The 21,185-nt window shown below is 55.6% G+C and carries 20 protein-coding genes; 10 read left to right on the top strand and 10 right to left on the bottom strand.

Annotation, left to right across the window (positions count from 1 at the left end; genetic code table 11):
- Positions 1 to 6: 6 nt before the first annotated feature.
- Positions 7 to 771, bottom strand: coding sequence for a pyruvate dehydrogenase complex transcriptional repressor PdhR (gene pdhR, locus ES815_RS13585; RefSeq protein ID WP_103947083.1), 765 nt, complete (start codon positions 769 to 771; stop codon positions 7 to 9).
- Between the two features lie 538 nt (positions 772 to 1,309).
- Between pdhR and aroP the strand changes: the two genes are divergently transcribed.
- The 3 genes from aroP to ES815_RS13570 all read left to right on the top strand — a co-directional run bounded on the left by aroP (position 1,310) and on the right by ES815_RS13570 (position 5,200).
- Complete coding sequence (gene aroP / locus ES815_RS13580) at positions 1,310 to 2,680, top strand: aromatic amino acid transporter AroP (RefSeq protein WP_142488254.1); 1,371 nt, start codon at positions 1,310 to 1,312, stop codon at positions 2,678 to 2,680.
- 161 nt (positions 2,681 to 2,841) lie between these two features.
- A complete protein-coding gene (locus ES815_RS13575) occupies positions 2,842 to 4,239 on the top strand; it encodes a glycoside-pentoside-hexuronide (GPH):cation symporter (RefSeq protein ID WP_142488253.1) in 1,398 nt (465 codons plus the stop codon).
- Positions 4,240 to 4,249: 10 nt separating this feature from the next.
- The gene (locus ES815_RS13570) at positions 4,250 to 5,200 is read left to right on the top strand and encodes a family 43 glycosylhydrolase (protein ID WP_142488252.1); all 951 of its coding nucleotides are present in this window, start codon (positions 4,250 to 4,252) and stop codon (positions 5,198 to 5,200) included.
- An 18-nt stretch (positions 5,201 to 5,218) separates the two neighbouring features.
- Here the strand turns inward: ES815_RS13570 and ampE are convergent, their stop codons facing one another.
- Together ampE and ampD are read right to left on the bottom strand one after the other, a co-directional pair.
- Positions 5,219 to 6,073: a beta-lactamase regulator AmpE gene (gene ampE / locus ES815_RS13565; RefSeq protein ID WP_142488251.1), complete on the bottom strand. Its 855-nt coding sequence runs from the start codon at positions 6,071 to 6,073 to the stop codon at positions 5,219 to 5,221.
- Positions 6,070 to 6,633 carry a 1,6-anhydro-N-acetylmuramyl-L-alanine amidase AmpD gene (gene ampD / locus ES815_RS13560; RefSeq protein ID WP_142488250.1) on the bottom strand — a complete coding sequence of 188 codons (564 nt, stop codon included), beginning with the start codon at positions 6,631 to 6,633 and terminating at the stop codon, positions 6,070 to 6,072. The genes ampE and ampD overlap by 4 nt, the downstream gene beginning before the upstream one ends.
- Before the next feature lie 87 nt (positions 6,634 to 6,720).
- Between ampD and nadC the strand changes: the two genes are divergently transcribed.
- The 4 genes from nadC to hofC all read left to right on the top strand — a co-directional run bounded on the left by nadC (position 6,721) and on the right by hofC (position 10,819).
- Complete coding sequence (gene nadC / locus ES815_RS13555) at positions 6,721 to 7,614, top strand: carboxylating nicotinate-nucleotide diphosphorylase (protein ID WP_142488249.1); 894 nt, start codon at positions 6,721 to 6,723, stop codon at positions 7,612 to 7,614.
- Positions 7,615 to 7,798: 184 nt separating this feature from the next.
- Positions 7,799 to 8,251, top strand: a complete 453-nt coding sequence (ppdD, locus tag ES815_RS13550) for a prepilin peptidase-dependent pilin (protein ID WP_142488248.1) — start codon at positions 7,799 to 7,801, stop codon at positions 8,249 to 8,251.
- Positions 8,248 to 9,633: a type II secretion system protein GspE gene (gene gspE / locus ES815_RS13545; RefSeq protein WP_142488247.1), complete on the top strand. Its 1,386-nt coding sequence runs from the start codon at positions 8,248 to 8,250 to the stop codon at positions 9,631 to 9,633. The genes ppdD and gspE overlap by 4 nt, the downstream gene beginning before the upstream one ends.
- On the top strand, positions 9,623 to 10,819 hold the full coding sequence (gene hofC / locus ES815_RS13540; protein ID WP_142488246.1) for a protein transport protein HofC: 1,197 nt from the start codon (positions 9,623 to 9,625) through the stop codon (positions 10,817 to 10,819). Before gspE ends, hofC begins: the two co-directional genes overlap by 11 nt.
- Positions 10,820 to 10,850: 31 nt before the next feature.
- Here the strand turns inward: hofC and ES815_RS13535 are convergent, their stop codons facing one another.
- Positions 10,851 to 11,894 (bottom strand): GMP reductase, encoded by a 1,044-nt coding sequence (locus ES815_RS13535; RefSeq protein ID WP_142488245.1) that lies wholly within the window; start codon positions 11,892 to 11,894, stop codon positions 10,851 to 10,853.
- A 235-nt stretch (positions 11,895 to 12,129) separates the two neighbouring features.
- On the opposite strand from ES815_RS13535, the gene coaE reads away from it, so the two are divergent.
- From coaE to yacG, 3 genes are read left to right on the top strand one after another with little or no spacing between them, the layout of a single operon-like run.
- A complete protein-coding gene (coaE, locus tag ES815_RS13530) occupies positions 12,130 to 12,741 on the top strand; it encodes a dephospho-CoA kinase (protein WP_142488244.1) in 612 nt (203 codons plus the stop codon).
- Complete coding sequence (zapD, locus tag ES815_RS13525) at positions 12,741 to 13,484, top strand: cell division protein ZapD (RefSeq protein WP_142488243.1); 744 nt, start codon at positions 12,741 to 12,743, stop codon at positions 13,482 to 13,484. Before coaE ends, zapD begins: the two co-directional genes overlap by 1 nt.
- A gap of 9 nt (positions 13,485 to 13,493) precedes the next feature.
- Positions 13,494 to 13,688 (top strand): DNA gyrase inhibitor YacG, encoded by a 195-nt coding sequence (gene yacG, locus ES815_RS13520; protein WP_142488242.1) that lies wholly within the window; start codon positions 13,494 to 13,496, stop codon positions 13,686 to 13,688.
- Positions 13,689 to 13,722: 34 nt separating this feature from the next.
- Here yacG and mutT read toward each other — a convergent pair whose 3' ends face one another.
- The 6 genes from mutT to ftsA all read right to left on the bottom strand — a co-directional run bounded on the left by mutT (position 13,723) and on the right by ftsA (position 21,183).
- Positions 13,723 to 14,115 carry an 8-oxo-dGTP diphosphatase MutT gene (gene mutT, locus ES815_RS13515; protein ID WP_142488241.1) on the bottom strand — a complete coding sequence of 131 codons (393 nt, stop codon included), beginning with the start codon at positions 14,113 to 14,115 and terminating at the stop codon, positions 13,723 to 13,725.
- A gap of 57 nt (positions 14,116 to 14,172) precedes the next feature.
- The gene (gene secA / locus ES815_RS13510) at positions 14,173 to 16,878 is read right to left on the bottom strand and encodes a preprotein translocase subunit SecA (RefSeq protein ID WP_142488240.1); all 2,706 of its coding nucleotides are present in this window, start codon (positions 16,876 to 16,878) and stop codon (positions 14,173 to 14,175) included.
- A gap of 59 nt (positions 16,879 to 16,937) precedes the next feature.
- Positions 16,938 to 17,441 (bottom strand): secA translation cis-regulator SecM, encoded by a 504-nt coding sequence (gene secM / locus ES815_RS13505; RefSeq protein ID WP_142488239.1) that lies wholly within the window; start codon positions 17,439 to 17,441, stop codon positions 16,938 to 16,940.
- A 251-nt stretch (positions 17,442 to 17,692) separates the two neighbouring features.
- Positions 17,693 to 18,610 carry a UDP-3-O-acyl-N-acetylglucosamine deacetylase gene (gene lpxC / locus ES815_RS13500; protein ID WP_142488238.1) on the bottom strand — a complete coding sequence of 306 codons (918 nt, stop codon included), beginning with the start codon at positions 18,608 to 18,610 and terminating at the stop codon, positions 17,693 to 17,695.
- Positions 18,611 to 18,711: 101 nt separating this feature from the next.
- The gene (gene ftsZ / locus ES815_RS13495; RefSeq protein WP_142488237.1) at positions 18,712 to 19,863 is read right to left on the bottom strand and encodes a cell division protein FtsZ; all 1,152 of its coding nucleotides are present in this window, start codon (positions 19,861 to 19,863) and stop codon (positions 18,712 to 18,714) included.
- Positions 19,864 to 19,926: 63 nt separating this feature from the next.
- Positions 19,927 to 21,183 (bottom strand): cell division protein FtsA, encoded by a 1,257-nt coding sequence (gene ftsA, locus ES815_RS13490; RefSeq protein WP_032616543.1) that lies wholly within the window; start codon positions 21,181 to 21,183, stop codon positions 19,927 to 19,929.
- Between the last annotated feature and the right edge of the window lie 2 nt (positions 21,184 to 21,185).

Below are 21,185 nucleotides of genomic sequence, written 5' to 3'. Positions count from 1 at the left end.
TGGCGCTTAATCCTTTCGTTGCTGTATGCGGCGCAGTGAACGTTCTCTACGACTCTGTTCACGGCTGCGGTCCAGCAAGATTTCCTCAATGAAAGCCAGGTGACGGTGCGACGCTTCACGCGCCTGCTCCGGCTCCCCGGCCATTATCGCCTCGAATACACGAGTGCGATGGTTGCTGACCAGCGGGAGCATCTCCCGACGGGCATACAACAATTCAAAATTCTGACGAACGTTCTGGGCAAGCATTGGCTCCATGCAGCGTAGCAGATGGAGGAGCACCACGTTGTGGGCTGCTTCAGTGACGGCAATTTGATACTGGACGACGGCGTCGGACTCGGCGTCGAGATCGCCGGACTGTTGGGCCCGTTCAATGGCCTGATGGAGTTCGCGAATGCGTTCACGATCTTCATCATTGCTGCGCAGCGCCGCGTAATAAGCCGCGATGCCTTCCAGCGCGTGACGGGTCTCAAGCAGATCGAACTGGGATTCTGGGTGGTCGGAGAGCAGCTCCACTAACGGGTCGCTGAAACTCTGCCACAGGCTGTTTTGCACAAAGGTTCCGCCACCCTGGCGACGAAGCAGTAAGCCCTTGGCTTCGAGACGTTGGATCGCCTCACGCAGCGAGGGACGGGAAACGTCGAACTGTTTAGCCAGTTCGCGTTCAGGTGGCAGTTTTTCACCGGGGCGCAGGGTCCCCTCAAGGATCAAAAACTCCAGCTGCTGCTCAATCACATCGGATAATTTTGGTTGGCGAATTTTGCTGTAGGCCATATTCCCTGTCTTACGCCTTTTTGCCCGGAGTCAATTGGTCTTACCAATTTCATATTCGTATCGCTAAAGTAACAAAGTATTCACCTTCTGTCCATATTGGTTTTGACCGAAATCAGTAAACCCTGCTTATTTTAACAACCTTACAGAAATAACGTTTCAAAAATGTAACTCTGCACAAATGAATTGATTACTCCCAAAGGGGCAGTTTTAACTTTATCGAAACGGGGAAAAGTGCGATCTGAACCGATTTAGCGGAGCAAAAAGTGAAAAACTGCCCACTTATGGAGCATTTTTATTCTATAGGTTGATAAAGGGACTTAAACGGGACGATTTACAAATGCTTTCTTTTTATTCGAACTCGCTTTCTCCTCGCATAAAGCAGGTGCATTCGCCGTCGCTTAACACTATTCTTCCGAATACGGAAGACACATCCGGTTTTTTCATTCAATTGAACCGTAAACTAATAAATACATGAAATGGAATTTCATAATTACACACGCTAGAGCGTGAACATAACAACCACACACGAGGTTTCATAATGGATGGTCAACAGCACGGCGATCAGCTGAAGCGCGGCCTTAAAAACCGCCATATTCAGCTTATTGCTCTCGGTGGCGCTATTGGTACCGGCCTGTTCCTGGGCAGCGCATCGGTTATTCAGTCTGCCGGTCCGGGAATTATTCTGGGTTACGCCATTGCCGGTTTTATCGCCTTTCTTATTATGCGTCAGCTGGGTGAAATGGTGGTCGAAGAGCCGGTAGCCGGTTCCTTCAGCCATTTTGCCTATAAATACTGGGGCAGCTTTGCCGGATTCGCGTCCGGCTGGAACTACTGGGTGCTGTATGTGCTGGTGGCGATGGCGGAACTGACCGCGGTCGGTAAATACGTCCAGTTCTGGTGGCCTGAGATCCCGACCTGGGTCTCCGCGGCGGTCTTCTTCGTGGTGATCAACGCCATTAACCTCACCAACGTGAAAGTGTTCGGTGAGATGGAGTTCTGGTTCGCCATTATTAAAGTTATCGCGGTTGTGGCGATGATCCTGTTTGGCGGCTGGCTGCTGTTCAGCGGCAACGGCGGTCCGCAGGCCAGCGTGAGCAACCTCTGGGATCAGGGCGGCTTCCTGCCGCACGGTATGACCGGTCTGGTCATGATGATGGCGATCATTATGTTCTCCTTCGGTGGTCTGGAGCTGGTGGGTATCACCGCCGCTGAAGCAGACAACCCGGAGCAGAGCATCCCGAAAGCGACCAACCAGGTGATCTACCGTATCCTGATCTTCTATGTGGGCTCGCTGGCCGTGCTGCTTTCCCTGCTGCCGTGGACCCGCGTCACCGCTGACACCAGCCCGTTTGTCCTGATCTTCCATGAGCTGGGCGACACCTTCGTGGCTAACGCCCTGAACGTAGTGGTACTGACCGCGGCGCTGTCGGTCTATAACAGCTGCGTTTACTGCAACAGCCGTATGCTGTTCGGCCTGGCCCAGCAGGGCAACGCCCCGAAAGCGCTGCTCAATGTCGATAAGCGTGGCGTGCCGGTTAACACCATTATCGTGTCGGCGGTTGTGACAGCGCTGTGCGTGCTGATCAACTACCTGGCACCGGAATCGGCCTTCGGCCTGCTGATGGCGCTGGTGGTTTCCGCCCTGGTAATCAACTGGGCGATGATCAGCCTGGCACACATGAAATTCCGTCGTGCGAAGCAGCAGCAGGGCGTGAAAACGCGCTTCCCTGCCCTGCTCTACCCGCTGGGTAACTGGGTCTGTCTGCTCTTCATGGCGGCGGTGCTGATTATCATGCTGATGACCCCGGGCATGGCGATTTCGGTCTACCTGATCCCGGTCTGGATTATCATCCTCGGCGTCGGCTATATGTTTAAAGAGAAAAATGCCAAAGCCGTAAAAGCGCATTAATGTTCTACCCCTCTGCGTCCCGCTGGACGCAGAGGGTTGTTACCTTCCTCACACTTTCCCGTCTACAGCCATTTTATCCATATCACCGACGTTAAACTGCAACGCATATTTTGCTTTGGTAGCGAATAATTCTCTCCATACCGTAACTCGGAGAATCGTCGATGGATAACAATAAACTGTCAGTAAAAGAAAAGATCGGCTATGGAATGGGGGATGCCGGATGCAATATCATCTTTGGCGCCATCATGTTGTTTGTGAACTATTTTTATACGGATATTTTCGGCCTGGCCCCGGCGCTGGTGGGCGTGCTGCTGCTCTCCGTACGCGTCATCGATGCCGTTACCGACCCGATTATGGGCGCCATTGCCGATCGTACCCGCAGTAAGTATGGGCGTTTTCGTCCATGGCTTTTATGGATCGCCTTCCCCTATGCGCTGTTCAGCATCCTGATGTTTACCACCCCGGACTGGACCTACAACAGCAAAGTTATCTATGCCTTTGTTACCTACTTCCTGCTCTCTCTGACCTATACGGCCATCAATATTCCTTACTGCTCGCTGGGCGGCGTGATCACCAACGATCCGAAAGAGCGCGTGGCCTGTCAGTCCTACCGCTTCGTGATGGTCGGCATCGCCACGCTGCTGCTGTCGCTGACGCTGCTGCCGATGGCCGACTGGTTCGGCGGCGAGGACAAAGCTAAAGGCTACCAGATGGCGATGACCGTGCTGGCGCTGATTGGCACCTGCATGTTCCTGTTCAGCTTCTCTACCGTGCGCGAGCGCGTGCGTCCGGCGGTGCAAACCAATGACGAACTGAAAAACGATCTGAAAGACGTGTGGAAGAACGACCAGTGGGTCCGCATTCTGCTGCTGACCCTGTGCAACGTCTGCCCGGGCTTTATCCGCATGGCGGCAACCATGTATTACGTCACCTGGGTCATGGGCCAGAGCACCCACTTCGCTACCCTGTTTATAAGCCTGGGCGTGGTGGGCATGATGCTCGGCAGCGTGCTGGCAAAAGTGCTGACCGACCGCTGGTGTAAGCTGAAGGTCTTCTTCTGGACCAACATCGCCCTGGCGATTTTCTCCTGCGCCTTCTACTTCTTCGACCCGCAAGCCACCGTGACCATTGTGGTGCTCTACTTCCTGCTGAACATCCTGCACCAGATCCCGTCTCCGCTGCACTGGTCGCTGATGGCCGACGTGGATGACTACGGCGAATGGAAAACCGGTAAACGCATCACCGGGATCAGCTTCTCCGGCAACATCTTCTTCCTCAAGCTGGGGCTGGCGATTGCCGGGGCGATGGTGGGCTTCCTGCTCTCCTGGTACGGTTACGACGCGGGTGCAAAAGCGCAAAGCGCGGACGCCATCAACGGCATCGTGCTGCTCTTTACCGTGATTCCTGGCGTCGGGTACCTCATTACCGCGGGCGTGGTTCGTCTGCTGAAGGTCGATCGCGAAACCATGAAGCAGATTCAGGAAGACCTGGAAAAACGCCGGAACAACTATCGCGAGCTGAACGATTTTCAGGAACTCAAAGCCGCTGAGACTAAATAAGGAAAGCCGAATGCAAACCTGGCCAAACCCGTTTATTGAACAACGTGCTGACCCGTACATTCTTCATCATGAAGGGCAATACTACTTTATTGCCTCGGTGCCGGAATACGACCGGCTGGCGATCCGTCGCGCCAACACGCTGGAAGGGTTACGCAGCGCCGATGAAGTGGTGGTCTGGCGCAAGCCGGCCACCGGCCCAATGAGTCAGCTGATCTGGGCCCCGGAACTGCACAGCATTGACGGCAAGTGGTACATCTATTTTGCCGCGACGCACACCCAGGCACTGGATAAACTCGGGATGTTCCAGCACCGGATGTTCGCCCTGGAGTGTAGCGACAGCGACCCGTTCACCGGCACCTGGGTCGAGAAAGGGCAGATCGAAACCCCGTTCGATACCTTTGCGCTGGATGCGACCACCTTTGTTCACCAGGGGAAACGCTGGTACCTCTGGGCGCAAAAAGCCCCGGATATCACCGGTAACTCGAACCTGTACCTGTGCGAAATGGAGAATCCCTGGACGCTAAAAGGCAAGCCGGTAATGCTCAGTAAACCGGAGTATGACTGGGAGTGCCGTGGGTTTTGGGTCAACGAAGGCCCGGCGGTGCTGTTCCACGGCGAGCGGTTGTTTATCAGCTACTCCGCCAGCGCCACGGATGAAAACTACTGCATGGGGCTGCTGTGGATCGACCTCAATGCCGACCCGCAGAACCCGGAGAACTGGCATAAATCGCCGCAGCCGGTGTTCACCACCAGCTACGAAAATCGCCAGTACGGCCCGGGGCACAACAGCTTTACCCAAACACCGGACGGCGAAGACGTGCTGATTTACCATGCACGTAATTACACCGAAATCGAGGGCGACCCGCTCTACGATCCGAACCGCCACACCCGCCTGAAACTGATTCGCTGGAATGAAAACGGGATGCCTGAATTTGGCATCCCGTCAGCGGATACAGTGTAAGACCTGCGGCACGCTGGTTTAGATCAGCGTGCCGTAAATCGTCAGCAGCGCCACAATCACCACCACTACAAAAGAGGTTTTCTTGGCCATTGAAACGGCTGCTTTCGGCGTTTCGATCTTATCGGTATGCGGCTCACGCGCCAGGGAGAACTGCGCCAGACGCGTTAACACCAGGTACTGCGAGGTATGGCGATCCCCTAGCGAGGCGAACCATGCCGGCAGGGCTTTCTCGCCATGTCCAATCAGGGCATAAACCACCCCGAACAGCCGCACCGGCAGCCAGTCCAGCACGTGCAGAATGGCGTCGATGCCGGACTGCAACCGCTCGTGCGGGGTCAGGTAGCGCGCCAGCCAGCTCTGCCAGGCGCGTAAAAACGCATAGCCCATCAGCAGAACCGGGCCCCACGCGCCGCCCACCACAAACCAGAACAGCGGTGCCAGATAGAAGCGGAAGTTAATCCACAGCAACGCGTTCTGCAGCTCGCGTAAAAATTCGCGTTCGTTGCACTCCGGCGGAACGCCGTGGATCAGGGTCAGCTCGCTGGCCATCGCCCCACGGGCATGGGCATCATTGTTAGTTGCTGCCTTCAGGTAGGCATGGTAGTGCAGACGCACCTTGCCGGCGCCAATGCAGAGGACGCCGAGCAGGATCCACACCACCAGCAGCGGCACATTAAAGAAGAGGCCATACAGCGAACGCAGCAGCAGGAACACGACAAGCATCACCCCCGCCGTCATCAGCAGGGTGCGGATCATGGAAAAATGGCGGATGCGACGAAACAGCACTTCCATCCGGTGATCCAGATGCCAGTGCTCGCCCAGCTTGAACAAACGCTCAGCAATCATCACCAGCAGCATGGTAAATAACGTCATGTCATCTCCTTATCTGACAGGGCGGTAAGCAGTGTGTTGAATCTTTGCCAGTCAAATGCCGGGCCAGGATCGGTTTTGCGCTGCGGCGCAATATCGCTGTGCCCGGTCACGTTGTGGGCGATACCCGGGTAGAGGCTAATGAGGGTGCGCGTCACCGCGGCCAGCTGCTGATACTGCGCATCGGTGTAAGGCAGCGTATCCGTTCCTTCCAGCTCGATGCCGATAGAGAAGTCATTGCAGCGTTCACGCCCCTGATATTGAGACACGCCTGCATGCCAGGCTCGTTTATCGAAGGGAACATACTGGACGATTTCACCGTCACGGCGAATCAGACAATGGGCAGAAACGCGCAGGTGGGCGATCTCCGCAAAAAAGGGGTGAGCATCGGGATCGATTGTCCCGGTGAATAGCGCGTCAATCCACGGGCCGCCAAACTCGCCAGGCGGCAGGCTGATGTTATGCACCACCAGCAGCGACGGGATCTCATCCTCCGGACGGCAATCGTGGTGTGGCGAAGGAACACGCCGTGCATCTGCCAGCCAGCCATGTTCTGAGTGCATGCAGGATCTCCTTATATATGGTGCTGATTCCCGGTTCAGAGTAGCATGTTTCAATCTTATGATTCGTTACCAATTTGGAGTTTTAACATGCCGCCTCGCCGCTACAACCCCGACCACAGACGTAACGTACTGCTGGAACGTATTAATCTCGATATTCCGGTAAGCGTCGCCAATGCGCTGCGCGAAGATCTGGGTGGAGACGTTAATGCTGACAACGACATTACCGCCCAACTGCTGGCGGAAGATGCCCGTTCCCATGCGGTCGTGATCACCCGTGAGGACGGTGTTTTCTGTGGTAAACGTTGGGTGGAGGAAGTCTTTATTCAGCTGGCCGGTGACGGTGTGAAGGTGACGTGGCATGTCGAGGATGGCGACAGCATCAACGCTAACCAGCCGCTGTTTGAGCTTGAGGGCTCATCACGCGTCCTGCTGACCGGTGAACGCACCGCGCTGAACTTTGTTCAGACCCTCTCCGGCGTCGCCAGCGAAGCACGCCGCTATGTCGACCTGCTGGAAGGGACAAATACCCAGTTGCTGGATACGCGTAAAACGCTGCCGGGCCTGCGTACCGCCCTGAAATATGCCGTGCTGTGCGGCGGCGGTGCCAACCATCGTCTGGGGTTGTCCGATGCGTTTCTGATCAAAGAGAACCACATTATTGCCTCTGGCTCCGTACGCCAGGCCGTGGAAAAAGCCTTCTGGCTGCACCCGGATGTGCCGGTTGAAGTGGAAGTGGAGAACCTGCAGGAGCTGGACGATGCGCTGAAAGCCGGTGCCGACATCATCATGCTGGATAACTTCAAAACCGAAGAGATGCGTGAAGCGGTGAAACGCACCAACGGCCAGGCCCGTCTGGAGGTTTCCGGTAACGTGACGCACGAAACCTTACGCGAGTTTGCCGAAACCGGCGTCGATTTCATCTCCGTTGGCGCCCTGACCAAACACATTCGCGCCCTCGATCTGTCGATGCGCTTTCGCTAAGTGACAGAAAGCCCGGTCTGCACAGGCCGGGCAAGCCCGATTTACGACCCGCCCCGCAAATCTGCTGCATTGTTCTGTAACGCGCGCACATCCCGCTGAATCACGCTTCACGAATCAATTTTTACCCCTCGCCCCCGGTCTGACCCGCTGCCACAGTAGCCTGCGTCAACATAAGGAGCGACCCATGGAAAGACAAAAAGGATTTACCCTCATCGAATTAATGGTAGTTATCGGCATCGTGGCTATCCTCAGCGCGATTGGCATTCCGGCTTACCAGAACTACCTGAGAAAAGCTGCCCTCACCGATATGCTGCAAACCTTTATGCCCTACCGTACCGCAGTCGAACTCTGCGCCCTCGATCATGGCGGGACAGAGAGCTGCGATGCTGGCGTCAACGGTATTCCCTCCCCGGCGACCAGCCGCTATGTCTCCGGGATGAGCATCGCCAAAGGCGTCGTCACTCTGACCGGACAGGAGAGCCTCAACGGTCTCGATGTAGTGATGACCCCGCAGTGGGATAACGGCAATGGCATCACCGGCTGGAAGCGACTCTGCACAGTGGGCGAGGACAGCGCGCTGAAGCAGGCCTGCGAAGAGGTGTTCCGCTTTACGGCCGAACAGGAGAGCGAGCAATGAATGCCGATCGCTTAACGGCCCTCTGTCGGCGCCACAACGCCCTGCTGCTGACCTGCGCCCCGGACCGGATCAATATTGCAGTGGTCGACAACCCACCGCCCGAACTGCTGGAAGCGTTACGTTTCGCGACGCAGAAAAGAATCGATATCGAATGCTGGACCGCCGAGCGCATGGAAAAGCACCAGCAAACCAGCCAGGAGGCGCATCTGCCCGTGGTCGCCACCTCGACGCGTTCCGCCATCGAAACACTCAACCACACCCTGACCCAGGCGCTGAGCCAGCGGGCGTCGGATATTCATATTGAGCCCGCCGAAGAGAGCTGGCAGATCCGGTTACGCATTGACGGCGTGCTCTACCCGCAACAACCGCTCCCGGCCGAACTGGGCACAACGCTTATCGCCAGGCTGAAAGTACTGGGCAACCTGGATATCGCAGAGCGTCGCTTACCTCAGGACGGGCAATTCACGGTCGAGCTTTCGGGCTCTCCGGTCTCGTTTCGTATTGCCACGCTCCCGTGTCGCAGCGGCGAAAAGATCGTGCTGCGGCTTCTGCAACAGGAGCAACAGGCGCTACGGCTTGAGCAACTGGGGATGAGTGAAACCCAACAGCGGCTATTCGCCAGCGCGCTGCAAAAATCGCAGGGGCTGATCCTGGTGACCGGCCCCACCGGCAGCGGCAAAACCGTCACCCTCTACAGTGCATTGCAGTCCCGGAACACACCTAAGGTGAACATCTGCAGCGTTGAAGACCCGGTCGAAATTCCGCTGGACGGGCTGAATCAAACGCCCATCAATCCCCGGGCAGGGTTAACCTTCCAGAGCGTGCTGCGGGCGTTTTTGCGCCAGGATCCTGACATCATTATGGTGGGTGAAATACGCGATGGCGAAACGGCGGAGATCGCCATCAACGCCGCGCAGACAGGCCATCTGGTATTGTCAACGCTGCATACTAACTCCACCGCGGAGACGCTGGTGCGCCTGCAACAGATGGGCGTGGCGCGCTGGATGATCTCCTCGGCGCTGTCAATGGTGATCGCCCAGCGGCTGGTGCGCCGACTGTGCCCACACTGTCGTACAGAGATGCACCGGGATACACCATTACCCCAGGCGCTATGGCCTCGCCCTTTGCCGCACTGGCAGCCGGTGGGCTGCGACCGCTGCTATCACGGCTTTTATGGCCGGGTAGCAATCTTCGAGGTAATGGTGATCACTCGTGAACTGCGTACTGCCATCGCCAACGGAGCGCCGGTCGAAGAGATCGAAAAGCTGGCCAGGCAGGCGGGCATGGTCACGCTGTTTGAGCATGGCTGTATGGCGGTAGAGCAAGGCCACACCACGCTCGGGGAACTGGTGCAGATGCTGGGCGAATCGGATGGCAGGTAATCAACTCTGGCGCTGGCGGGCACTTAGCCAGCAGGGGGAGCAACAGACAGGCGCGCTCTGGGCCCCCGACAAACAAACGGCGTGGAGCGTCCTGTTGGGTCGGGATCTTTTTCCTCTTGAGCTCAAACGAAGCCTGCAGCAAGCGCGCTGGCAGGCGCAACATCGCTACGAGGCGATCCACCAGCTGGCAACGTTGCTGCAGGCGGGCTTAACGCTCTCGGCAGGTCTGACGCTTCTGGCGCAGCAGCACCCTGCCCGACAGTGGCAGGCGCTGCTGCAAAGCGTAGCTGACGATCTCAGCGCCGGATGCGCCTTTTCTGACGCCCTGAGAAAATGGCCGCATGTCTTCCCTCCCCTCTATATTTCGATGATGAAAACCGGGGAGCTGACCGGCAAGCTCGTTGAGTGTTGTCGTCAGCTGGCGCAACAGCAAAAAACGCAGCAACAGCTCAGCGCGAAGGTCAAAAAGGCGCTGCGCTATCCGCTGATTATTCTTGCCCTGGCCGTCGCCGTGGTGCTGGCGATGGTGACTATGGTGCTGCCGGAATTTGCCGCGATCTACAAAACCTTCAATGCGCCCTTACCTGCTCTGACCCGGACCGTGATGACGCTGGCAACCACGCTTCAGGAGTGGGGGGCGGGGCTGATGCTAAGTCTGCTGGCGGCGGCATCTGGACTGGTATTTTTTCGCCGTAACCGCCGATGGCAGCGCCTCATACAGCGTCTGCTGCTGAGCAGTCCGGTGATTGGCCCGCTGGTCCGTGGGCAAAAGCTCAGCCAGATTTTTACCGTCCTGTCACTCACACAGCAGGCAGGCATCACCTTTCTACAGGGGCTGGAAAGTACGGAGGAGACCCTAACGTGCCCCTTCTGGCAGGAGAAACTACAGACGATACGCCATCGCGTTATGCAGGGTGCACCCATCTGGTTAGCCCTGAATGAAGCTGAGATCTTTACGCCGCTCTGTATTCAGCTCGTGCGTACCGGCGAATCGTCAGGGGCGCTGGATACTATGCTGAGTAATCTGGCACAGCATCATAATGAACAGACTTTTCAGCAGGCCGATAATCTGGCCTCGCTACTGGAGCCGCTGCTGTTAATTGTGACGGGGTTAATTATCGGCACGCTGGTGGTCGCGATGTACCTGCCGATCTTTCATCTGGGGGATGCGATGAGTGCGGGATAACGCTGGCACGAAACGCGCCAGCGAGAGAGCATTAGAGGCTGTTGAAAATGCGGTTTTCTTGTTCCTGTACGCGGATAAAGGTAGTGCGCTTGGTCAGCTCTTTCAGACGGGATGCGCCCACATAGGTGCATGCAGAGCGCAGGCCACCGAGAATGTCACGCGCGGTATTCTCAACCGGGCCGCGCAGTGGCAGCTTGACGGTTTTACCTTCTGCCGCACGATACTGAGCAACACCGCCTACGTGACGGTTCATCGCCGATTCAGAGCTCATGCCGTAGAAGAGCATGAATTTTTCACCGTTTTCATCAACAACGGTACCGCCGCTCTCTTCGTGACCCGCCAGCATCCCGCCAAGCATCACGAAGTCTGCCCCGCCACCGAAGGCTTTCGCCACGTCACCCGGCATGGTGCAACCGCCGTCGCTGATGATCTGGCCGCCGAGGCCATGGGCTGCATCAGCACACTCGATCACCGCAGAAAGCTGCGGATAGCCAACACCGGTTTTCACGCGGGTGGTGCAGACAGAACCCGGGCCGATACCCACTTTAACGATATCTGCCCCGGACAGGATCAGCTCTTCACACATTTCACCGGTAACCACGTTACCCGCAATAATGGTTTTGGTCGGCCAGGCCTGACGCGCTTTGCTGACGAACTGCACGAAATGCTCAGAGTAACCATTCGCGACATCAATGCAGATGAAGTTCAGGTTCGGGTTAGCGACCAGGATCTGTTTCGTTTTTTCGAAATCGGCGTCAGAGGTGCCGGTGGAAACCATCACGTGCTTGAGAATGGTTTCAGATACGGAGCCTGCAAACGCATTCCACTCTTCAACGCTGTAGTGCTTGTGCACGGCGGTCAGAATATCGAAGGAGGCCAGTGCTTTAGCCATCGCAAAAGTCCCAACCGTATCCATATTGGCGGCGATAACAGGTACGCCAGACCAGGTCTGACCGGAATGCTTAAAGGTGAATTCACGTTCAAGTTCAACGTCGGAGCGACTTTTCAGAGTAGAACGTTTAGGGCGGATAAGTACGTCTTTGAAACCTAACTTCAGATCTTCTTCGATACGCATTTGCGGATTCCTGGGGTACTGGGGTAAATGTCGAAAAACGAAACACACAACTCCAGTGACGCTATCATACGCACTAATACCTGTTGCGCAAGACTGCGAAAATCACTTTTTTTACGCTACAATCCTATAAATTTACCTGGTAAAAAGTCCGTAAGCAGCGCTTAACCTTTGCTGCCAAAAGATTAAATCTTAAGCAATTGATATCAATAATGAATATTTCCCAGGATTTTAATTAATGGGGTACATCGTTGCGTTAACGGGGGGCATTGGCAGTGGCAAGAGCACTGTGGCCGACGCCTTCTCTCGTCTGGGTGTCACGATTATTGATGCCGACATCATTGCTCGCCAGGTGGTAGAGCCCGGTACACCGGCATTATGTGCTATCGCAGAACATTTCGGCCACGACACCATCGCGCCTGACGGTACCCTTAACCGTCGGATGCTGCGCGAACGCATTTTCTCGCATCCTGAAGAAAAAGCCTGGCTTAACGCCCTCCTCCATCCGCTGATACAGCAGGAGACACAGAGGCAGATCTCTCAGGCGACCTCACCTTATGTTCTCTGGGTTGTACCGCTTCTGGTGGAAAACAAGCTCCATGAGAAAGCTGACCGGGTACTGGTGGTGGATGTCTCTCCGGCAACCCAAATTCAGCGCACCATCGCCCGCGATAACGTCGCGCGCGAGCATGCCGAACAAATTCTTGCCGCGCAGGCCACGCGTGAAGCGCGCCTTGCCGTCGCGGATGATGTTATTGATAATAACGGCGCACCGGATGCCATTGCCTCCGATGTTGCCCGCCTGCATCAGCACTACCTGGCGCAGGCTGTTTTACAGGAAAAAGCATAATGCACACCCACGTTCTTTTTGAGCATCCGCTCAACGAAAAAATGCGTACCTGGCTGCGCATCGAGTTTTTAATCCAGCAGCTTTCAGGCCTCCTTCCGGTACACGACCACACCACGGCGCTGCATTTTTTCCGTAACGTAAGTGACCTGCTGGATGTGCTAGAGCGCGGCGAAGTCCGCACTGAATTACTGAAAGAGCTGGAGCGTCAACAGCGTAAATTGCAGGCCTGGGCCGAAGTCCCCGGTGTGGATAACAGCCGCATCGACAGCCTGCGCCAGCAGCTGAAACACCACAGCACGGTGTTGATGGCTGCGCCGCGTATCGGCCAGTTTCTGCGTGAAGATCGTCTGGTGGCGCTGGTTCGTCAGCGCCTGAGCATTCCTGGCGGCTGCTGCAGTTTCGATTTACCGACCTTACATATCTGGCTGCATATGCCGCAGGAGCAGCGTGATGTCCAGATACAAAGCTGGCTCGGCAGCCTTGAGCCGCTGACGCAGGCGTTGTCGCTGATCCTTGATTTGATTCGCAACTCCGCACCGTTCCGCAAGCAAACCAGCCTGAACGGTTTTTATCAGGATAACGGCGAGGATGCAGACCTGCTGCGCCTGCAGCTGACCCTTGCCGATCAGCTTTATCCGCAAATTTCAGGTCACAAGAGCCGCTTTGCGATTCGTTTCATGCCGCTCGACAGTGAACATGGTCTGGTGCCGGAACGTCTCGACTTTGAGCTGGCGTGTTGTTAAGGAGTCATGATGTCTGATGTTACCACCGTGAACTGTCCCACCTGTGGGAAGCCCGTTATCTGGGGCGAGCAGAGTCCTTTCCGTCCTTTTTGCTGCAAACGTTGCCAGCTGATCGATCTCGGTGAATGGGCTGCGGAAGAGAAACGCATTCCGAGCGAAGGCGGTCTCTCTGACAGCGATGACTGGAGCGAAAGCCAGCAGTAACAATAACAGCCTGCTGGCGTTTCGCCGGGCAGGCTTACAGGTTGCCCACTAACCGGGCAATAACAGGCGCATTTGCCGGCGGGAACTTGTCGGCATCCTCTGCGCTCAGTGCAACCCAGTTTCCAGGCTGCCCCTCTTTACCCCACGGCTCGCCTTCCCAGCTTTCCACCAGAAAGAACCACAGCGTGATATGCCGATCGGGGAATGCATATTCCAGTTTATCGAACAGGGTCGCTCCCAGCGAGGTGATCCCCACCTCTTCCTGAAGTTCGCGGATCAGCGCCTGTTCTGGCGTTTCGCCAGACTCGATCTTTCCGCCAGGGAACTCCCACTTATTCGCCATGTGCGCATCGGCTGCACGTTGGGTAATAAAGATGTTGTTATCGGAATTGCGAATGATCCCGACAGCGATTTGCAGTGTTTTCATTGTCTTGATTCCATAAAAAAGGCGCAGATATCTGCGCCTTTTCAGTTGGTTTAATGCTTAGCTCAGACGGCCATGGCACTGTTTGTATTTTTTACCGGAACCACATGGGCATGGATCGTTACGACCGACCTTACGCTCACCGGCCTGTGCGGCGATCGCGGCCGCAGCGGCTTCTTCATCGTCCTGATGGCTAAGCTGCTGCATCTGGGCCAGACGTTCAGCCTCTTCGCGGCGCTGCTGTTCCATCTCTTCAACTTCTTCCGGCATACGCACCTGCACCTTGCTCAGGGTGCTGATCACTTCATATTTCAGCGATTCAAGCATTGAGGCAAACATGGCGAAGGATTCGCGCTTGTACTCCTGCTTCGGATCTTTTTGCGCATAGCCGCGCAGATGGATCCCCTGGCGCAGATAGTCCATCGCCGCCAGGTGCTCTTTCCACAGGGAGTCCAGCGTTTGCAGCATCACGCCTTTCTCGAAGTGACGCATCATCTCAGCGCCGACCACTTCTTCTTTACGCTGATAAACCTCAATGGCGGTCGCAAAAATACGCTCGCGAAGGGTCTCTTCATGCAGCTCCGGCTCTTTATCCAGCCACTCCTGGATAGGCAGATCCAGGTCAAAGTCGTTCTTCAGACGCGCCTGCAGGCCTTCGATATCCCACATTTCTTCCAGAGATTGCGGAGGAATGTGGCCATCGAGAGTCGCCTTAAAGACGTCTTCGCGGATGCTGTTGATGGTTTCGCTCACATCGCTTACATCCAGCAGTTCGTTACGCTGGGTGTAGATAGCGCGACGCTGATCGTTGGCCACGTCATCGTACTCAAGCAGCTGCTTACGAATATCGAAGTTACGGCTTTCCACCTTACGCTGGGCGTTAGCGATGGCTTTGGTCACCCATGGGTGCTCAATCGCTTCGCCCGGTTTCATGCCCAGTTTACGCATCATGCCTGACACACGGTCAGAGGCGAAAATACGCATCAGCGCATCTTCCATCGACAGGTAGAAGCGAGATGAACCGGCATCACCCTGACGACCCGCACGACCACGCAGCTGGTTGTCGATACGGCGGGACTCATGACGTTCAGTACCGATGATGTGCAGACCGCCCGCGGCCAGGACGGCATCGTGGCGAACCTGCCAGTCGGCTTTGATCTGTGCGATCTGTTCCGGGGTTGGGTCTTCCAGCGCGGCCACTTCTGCCTGCCAGCTACCGCCCAGCATAATATCGGTACCACGACCCGCCATGTTGGTGGCGATGGTCACGGCTGACGGGTAACCCGCCTGAGCAACGATATCCGCCTCTTTGGCGTGGAACTTGGCGTTCAGAACGTTGTGTTTGATACCGGCTTTGGTCAGCTCTTCGGACACCACTTCGGATTTTTCGATGGAGATAGTACCCACCAGAACTGGCTGGCCCGCGGCGGTACGATCGCGAATATCTTCGATGATGGCCTGAATTTTCTCCGCTTCGGTCATGTAGACCAGGTCCGGCATATCCTTACGAATCATCGGACGGTTGGTTGGAACCACTACGGTATCCAGCTTGTAGATAGAGCTGAATTCAAAGGCTTCAGTATCCGCCGTACCGGTCATCCCCGCCAGCTTCTCGTACAGACGGAAGTAGTTCTGGAAGGTAATGGAGGCCAGAGTCTGGTTCTCGTTCTGGATATCGACGTTCTCTTTGGCTTCAACCGCCTGATGCAGACCATCGGACCAGCGGCGACCCTGCATGGTACGGCCGGTGTGTTCGTCGACGATAATGACTTCGCCATCTTTGACGATGTAGTCCACGTCGCGGGTGAAGAGCACGTGTGCGCGCAGCGCTGCGGTCACGTGGTGCATCAGCATGATATTGCTCGGAGAGTAGAGCGACTCACCCTCTTCCATAATACCCTGGGCAACCAGCAGCTCTTCGATCTGAACCAGACCACGCTCGGTCAGGTTCACCTGACGGGCTTTCTCGTCCACGGAGAAGTGGCCTTCACCCTGGAAGGTGTCAGAGTCTTCTTTTTCCTGACGGATCAGGTGTGGAATGATTTTGTCGACTTTGCGATACATCTCGGAGCTGTCTTCAGCCGGGCCGGAGATGATCAGCGGGGTACGCGCTTCATCGATCAGAATGGAGTCAACCTCATCCACCAGCGCATAGTGCAGTTTACGCTGGACGCGCTCTTCCGGGCTGAATGCCATGTTATCGCGCAGGTAGTCAAAACCGTATTCGTTGTTGGTGCCGTAAGTGATATCCGCGCCGTAGGCTTCGCGTTTCGCCGGAGCCGGCAGGCCTGACATGTTGATCCCGACGCTCATGCCGAGGAATTCAAACAGCGGGCGGTTGTTTTCGGCGTCACGCTGCGCCAGATAGTCGTTGACGGTCACGACGTGTACGCCTTTGCCGGACAGGGCGTTCAGGTAAGCTGGCAGGGTCGCGGTCAGGGTTTTACCTTCACCGGTACGCATCTCGGCGATGCAGCGGTCGTTCAGGACCATACCGCCCAGCAGCTGCACGTCGAAGTGACGCATGCCGAACACGCGCTTACTCGCTTCACGAACGACGGCAAAGGCTTCAGGGATCAGGCTTTCAACGGTTTCGCCTTTTTCGAGGCGGGCACGGAATTCGGCGGTTTTTCCTTTCAGCTCGTCATCAGAGAGCTTTTCCATCGCCGGCTCAAGGCCATTGATGACGCTGACAGCTTTGCGCATACGGCGCAGGGTACGATCGTTACGACTACCGAAAACTTTAGTTAGTAATTTGATTAACATAATAAATTCTCAAACGCCCCATCATGGGCAGTTAAATTAAGGTATTGAAAAGCGTTAATTTAGCTGAGGCGTTGAGGTCCGGCGCGGATGCCTTGTACCTGGCTAATCCAGGCAGACACGGAGAAAACGGATTGAGGATAGAATGCGGTAAGAGCAATCTGGCGAACAATGACCGGCGGCTCGCTCTGCTGGGTAAGCAGTGTATTGAGCGTATCCAGCAGCGCCAGATGGTGCGCCTGAACCGGCAGGGATTCTTCAACGGCAGGCAACGCCTGCGGCGCCATGGCGAAAGAGAGATGGCGAATAACGGTGCGGATAGCGTGCTGATGCCAGTAATCCACCGTGAAATTGGGTCGGCGGTTCGCTTCCAGCAGGGCGAGATTAGTGAAATTAACCCGCGTGGTCAGATCTTGTCGGGTGGTGGTGGTCTTCGCAGGATTCGCAGCTTCGGCGTTATTACAGAGCGCGGGCAGGCCAAGACTCGCCGCGACCATCCCCAGAAGGAGATGCGGCCAGAAGTAACGTCTGCCAAATTGTCGCCAGCGCGTCAGAATTCCGCTCAATTGCCCCACCACAAGTATGCAAGCCTTCTGGCTTACCCTAAGATTTTTTATTTTTCGCGCCCAGATATTACCACTAAAGCTACTTCACAGCAGCAGTAATGAGCCTCGGAGAAGGTTAAAAATGGTGATGAAATCAGCAAACGCGCCATTGACCAGGGCAATTCGGGAAGGATAAAAACAAAAACGACTGGTCTTGCTGGCCGGAGAGAGTGCCAGGTCAACCAGTCGAATTTAGATAACGGGATCTGCCGTTACGCCAGAACCGTGCTCGGTGCTTTGAACGCCAGTGGCAGTTCAGCTTCGTCTTCGAAGGTCACATATTCCCAGGCTTCCTGTTTTGCCAGAACAGCCTGCAACAGTTTGTTGTTCAGAGCGTGACCGGATTTATACGCGGTAAACGCACCAATAATATTGTGACCACACATGAACAGGTCCCCAATCGCATCCAGCATTTTGTGACGAACGAATTCATCTTCAAAACGCAGGCCGTCTTCGTTCAGTACGCGATAATCGTCAACAACGATGGCACAATCGAAGCTGCCGCCCAGGCACAGGCCGCGGGACTGCAGATATTCGATATCACGCATGAAACCAAAAGTACGTGCACGACTGATCTGACGCATAAACGCATCAGCAGAGAAGTTCATCGCATAGCGCTGGGTGCTGGAATCAATCGCCGGATGGTTGAAGTCGATGGTGAAATCCAACGAAAAACCATTAAACGGCTTGAATTCAGCCCATTTGTCGCCATCCTGGACACGAACGGTCTCTTTTATACGCACAAATTTCTTCGCACTGTTCAGTTCTTCGATGCCGGCATCCAGCAACAGATAAACGAACGGTGCAGCGCTGCCATCCATAATCGGGATTTCTGGCGCATCGACTTCAACAACGATGTTGTCGATACCCAGACCCGCCAGGGCGGCATTCAGGTGCTCTACGGTAGAGATCCGCACGTCATGCTCGTTCACCAGGCAAGTACAGAGCATAGTATCACGCACAGATTTGGCATCAGCCGGGAAATCTACCGGTGGATTCAAGTCGGTGCGACGATAGATGACCCCGGTATTGGCCGGCGCAGGGCGCAACGTCAGTGTGACTTTCTTGCCGGTATGCAAACCGACACCTGTCGCCTGAACGATACGTTTTAATGTCCTTTGTTTGATCATCGTATAATCTCGCCAAGTTACTTATCCAACCGAGAGTGTATATCACTATCGGGCGGCCAGTTTAGCACAAAGAGCGTAAATTCCCTAATTCCAGCTAATTCTTAATCAGCTTGCTTACGCAGGAACGCAGGGATATCCAGATAATCCGGCTCTTTCTGGGTCTGTGTTGTGTTGTCATTAACCACTTTCGCGGCCGGTTTCTGCTCTTGCGTCAACGGTGCCATACCGTGCGGCTGGTAGCGATCCATCACCGGCTGTTGAGCAGGTTTGTTGGTCACCAGGGTGATCTCAGGACGTTTGTCCATGCCGATACCGGTAGCAACAACGGTTACGCGCAGTTCATCGTTCATTTCCGGATCAAGGGACGTACCGATTACCACGGTGGCATTGTCGGATGCGAACGCACGGATAGTGTTACCCACGGTTTCGAACTCATCCAGACGCAGGTCGAAGCCGGCGGTAATGTTGACCAGCACGCCGCGCGCGCCAGACAGATCGATATCTTCCAGCAGCGGAGAAGAGATCGCCATTTCAGCGGCTTCTTCTGCACGATCTTCACCTTTCGCTACGCCGGAGCCCATCATCGCGTAGCCCATTTCGGACATCACGGTGCGCACGTCAGCAAAGTCGACGTTCATCAGACCCGGACGGGTAATCAGCTCTGCGATACCCTGCACTGCGCCTTTCAGCACATCGTTTGCGGCGCCAAAAGCGTCCAGCAGAGAGATGCCACGGCCCAGCACTTTCAGCAGCTTGTCGTTCGGGATAGTGATCAGCGAGTCCACGTGTTTAGAGAGCTCGGTGATACCCTGCTCGGCAAACGCCATACGCTTCTTGCCTTCAAAGTTGAAAGGCTTAGTCACGACGGCAACCGTCAGGATACCTAAATCTTTAGCGACTTCAGCAACCACTGGCGCAGCACCGGTTCCGGTACCACCGCCCATGCCCGCGGCGATAAACACCATGTCTGCACCATCAAGCGCAGCACGCAGTGCTTCACGATCTTCTTCTGCAGCATTACGGCCGACTTCCGGGTTTGCCCCAGCGCCCAGCCCTTTGGTGATGCCGCCACCGATTTGGATCGTCTGGCCAACCGCCGTCTTACGCAGTGCCTGCGCATCGGTGTTCACCGCGAAGAACTCTACACCTTCGATGCGCTCGCGCACCATGTGCTCTACAGCATTACCGCCGCCGCCACCGACGCCGATGACTTTAATCACCGCGTCGTTGGTCAGTTCCATAGGTTCAAACATAGTTTCTCTCCGTTTTGTGCCTGTCGCCCGAAACCGTTAATTCTCGCCGGTCTCTTACTAAAATTAAAATTCTTTTCGCAGCCAGGTATTGATTCGCTTGAACCACGAACCTACCGACGCGCGTTTTTCTACTTCTGCTTCGCCACTGAGATGCGTTTCTTTCCCGTAATGAAGCAAGCCCACTGCCGTTGAGTAATACGGCTCCTGAGCATAATCCGTCAGACCGGTGATGTTCAGCGGTGCACCGATGCGCACCTGCGTATGGAACACGCGCTGAGCACAGGCCGCAAGACCTTCAATTTGCGCCGCGCCGCCGGTTAATACAATCCCCGCCGCAAGATGGTGTTTGACACCCTGCTGGCGAAGCTGTTCCTGTAACTGCAAAATCTCTTCGTTGACCAGGTTGAGCAGCTCGGTATAACGCGGCTCAATAACCTCAGCTAACGTCTGGCGCTGCAGGCTGCGCGGTGGACGTCCACCGACGCTTGGCACTTCAACGCTCTCATCTTTGCCCACAATGGAGCCCAGTGCACAACCGTGGCGCACTTTAATTGCCTCTGCATCGCTGGGAGGCGTGCCGAAGGCGTAGGCGATATCGCTGGTCACCACGTTACCCGCATAAGGGATAACTTTGGTGTGGCGCAGCGCACCGCCGGTATAGACGGCCATGTCCATGGTACCACCACCGATATCCACCACACAGACGCCCAGTTCACGTTCGTCTTCGGTCAGCACAGAATAACTTGCCGCCAGACCGGCGAAAATCAGTTGGTCAACTTTAAGACCACAACGTTCCACGGCTTTGACAATGTTCTTCGCCATATCGTTGTGACATGTGATCAAGTGCACTTTTGCCTGCATACGTACGCCGGAAAGTCCTACCGGATTTTTAATCCCTTCCTGGTAGTCGATCGCATACTCCTGCGGAATCACATGCAGTACACGATGCTCATCGCGAACGCGTACAGACTTCGCAGTATGCACGACGTTTTCGACGTCTTCCTGCGAGACTTCTTCTTCTGAGATCGGCACCATGCCAATCTCGTTCTGGCAGCTGATATGCTTGCCAGAGAGCGCCAGATACACGGAGGAAATCTGGCAATCTGCCATCAATTCGGCCTGATCGATGGCGCGCTGAACGCATTTCACCACCGATTCGAGGTCATTTACCCCACCTTTATCCATACCACGAGACGGGCAGCTGCCCACACCAATGATATTGACCATACCGTCGGGCAGAACTTCCCCTACTAAAGCGGCAACCTTCGCAGTGCCAATCTCCAGTCCTACAACCAGTTTTCTGTCCGTCGCCTTGATCATTG

Origin of the sequence: Leclercia adecarboxylata (genome assembly GCF_006874705.1) — a bacterium.
Classification (GTDB): Bacteria; Pseudomonadota; Gammaproteobacteria; order Enterobacterales; family Enterobacteriaceae; genus Enterobacter; species Enterobacter adecarboxylatus_C.
This window is presented reverse-complemented; position numbering and strand designations above follow the sequence as displayed.

Excerpts from the sequence above, each read along its gene's own strand:
- pdhR (WP_103947083.1), bottom strand. The coding sequence starts at position 771 with ATGGCCTACAGCAAAATTCGCCAACCAAAATTATCCGATGTGATTGAG.
- hofC (WP_142488246.1), top strand. The coding sequence starts at position 9,623 with ATGGCAGGTAATCAACTCTGGCGCTGGCGGGCACTTAGCCAGCAGGGG.
- zapD (WP_142488243.1), top strand. The coding sequence starts at position 12,741 with ATGCACACCCACGTTCTTTTTGAGCATCCGCTCAACGAAAAAATGCGT.
- nadC (WP_142488249.1), top strand. The coding sequence starts at position 6,721 with ATGCCGCCTCGCCGCTACAACCCCGACCACAGACGTAACGTACTGCTG.
- ftsZ (WP_142488237.1), bottom strand. The coding sequence starts at position 19,863 with ATGTTTGAACCTATGGAACTGACCAACGACGCGGTGATTAAAGTCATC.
- lpxC (WP_142488238.1), bottom strand. The coding sequence starts at position 18,610 with ATGATCAAACAAAGGACATTAAAACGTATCGTTCAGGCGACAGGTGTC.
- ES815_RS13535 (WP_142488245.1), bottom strand. The coding sequence starts at position 11,894 with ATGCGTATCGAAGAAGATCTGAAGTTAGGTTTCAAAGACGTACTTATC.
- ampE (WP_142488251.1), bottom strand. The coding sequence starts at position 6,073 with ATGACGTTATTTACCATGCTGCTGGTGATGATTGCTGAGCGTTTGTTC.
- mutT (WP_142488241.1), bottom strand. The coding sequence starts at position 14,115 with ATGAAAACACTGCAAATCGCTGTCGGGATCATTCGCAATTCCGATAAC.
- aroP (WP_142488254.1), top strand. The coding sequence starts at position 1,310 with ATGGATGGTCAACAGCACGGCGATCAGCTGAAGCGCGGCCTTAAAAAC.
- ftsA (WP_032616543.1), bottom strand. The coding sequence starts at position 21,183 with ATGATCAAGGCGACGGACAGAAAACTGGTTGTAGGACTGGAGATTGGC.
- yacG (WP_142488242.1), top strand. The coding sequence starts at position 13,494 with ATGTCTGATGTTACCACCGTGAACTGTCCCACCTGTGGGAAGCCCGTT.
- ppdD (WP_142488248.1), top strand. The coding sequence starts at position 7,799 with ATGGAAAGACAAAAAGGATTTACCCTCATCGAATTAATGGTAGTTATC.
- ampD (WP_142488250.1), bottom strand. The coding sequence starts at position 6,633 with ATGCACTCAGAACATGGCTGGCTGGCAGATGCACGGCGTGTTCCTTCG.
- coaE (WP_142488244.1), top strand. The coding sequence starts at position 12,130 with ATGGGGTACATCGTTGCGTTAACGGGGGGCATTGGCAGTGGCAAGAGC.
- ES815_RS13575 (WP_142488253.1), top strand. The coding sequence starts at position 2,842 with ATGGATAACAATAAACTGTCAGTAAAAGAAAAGATCGGCTATGGAATG.
- gspE (WP_142488247.1), top strand. The coding sequence starts at position 8,248 with ATGAATGCCGATCGCTTAACGGCCCTCTGTCGGCGCCACAACGCCCTG.
- secA (WP_142488240.1), bottom strand. The coding sequence starts at position 16,878 with ATGTTAATCAAATTACTAACTAAAGTTTTCGGTAGTCGTAACGATCGT.
- ES815_RS13570 (WP_142488252.1), top strand. The coding sequence starts at position 4,250 with ATGCAAACCTGGCCAAACCCGTTTATTGAACAACGTGCTGACCCGTAC.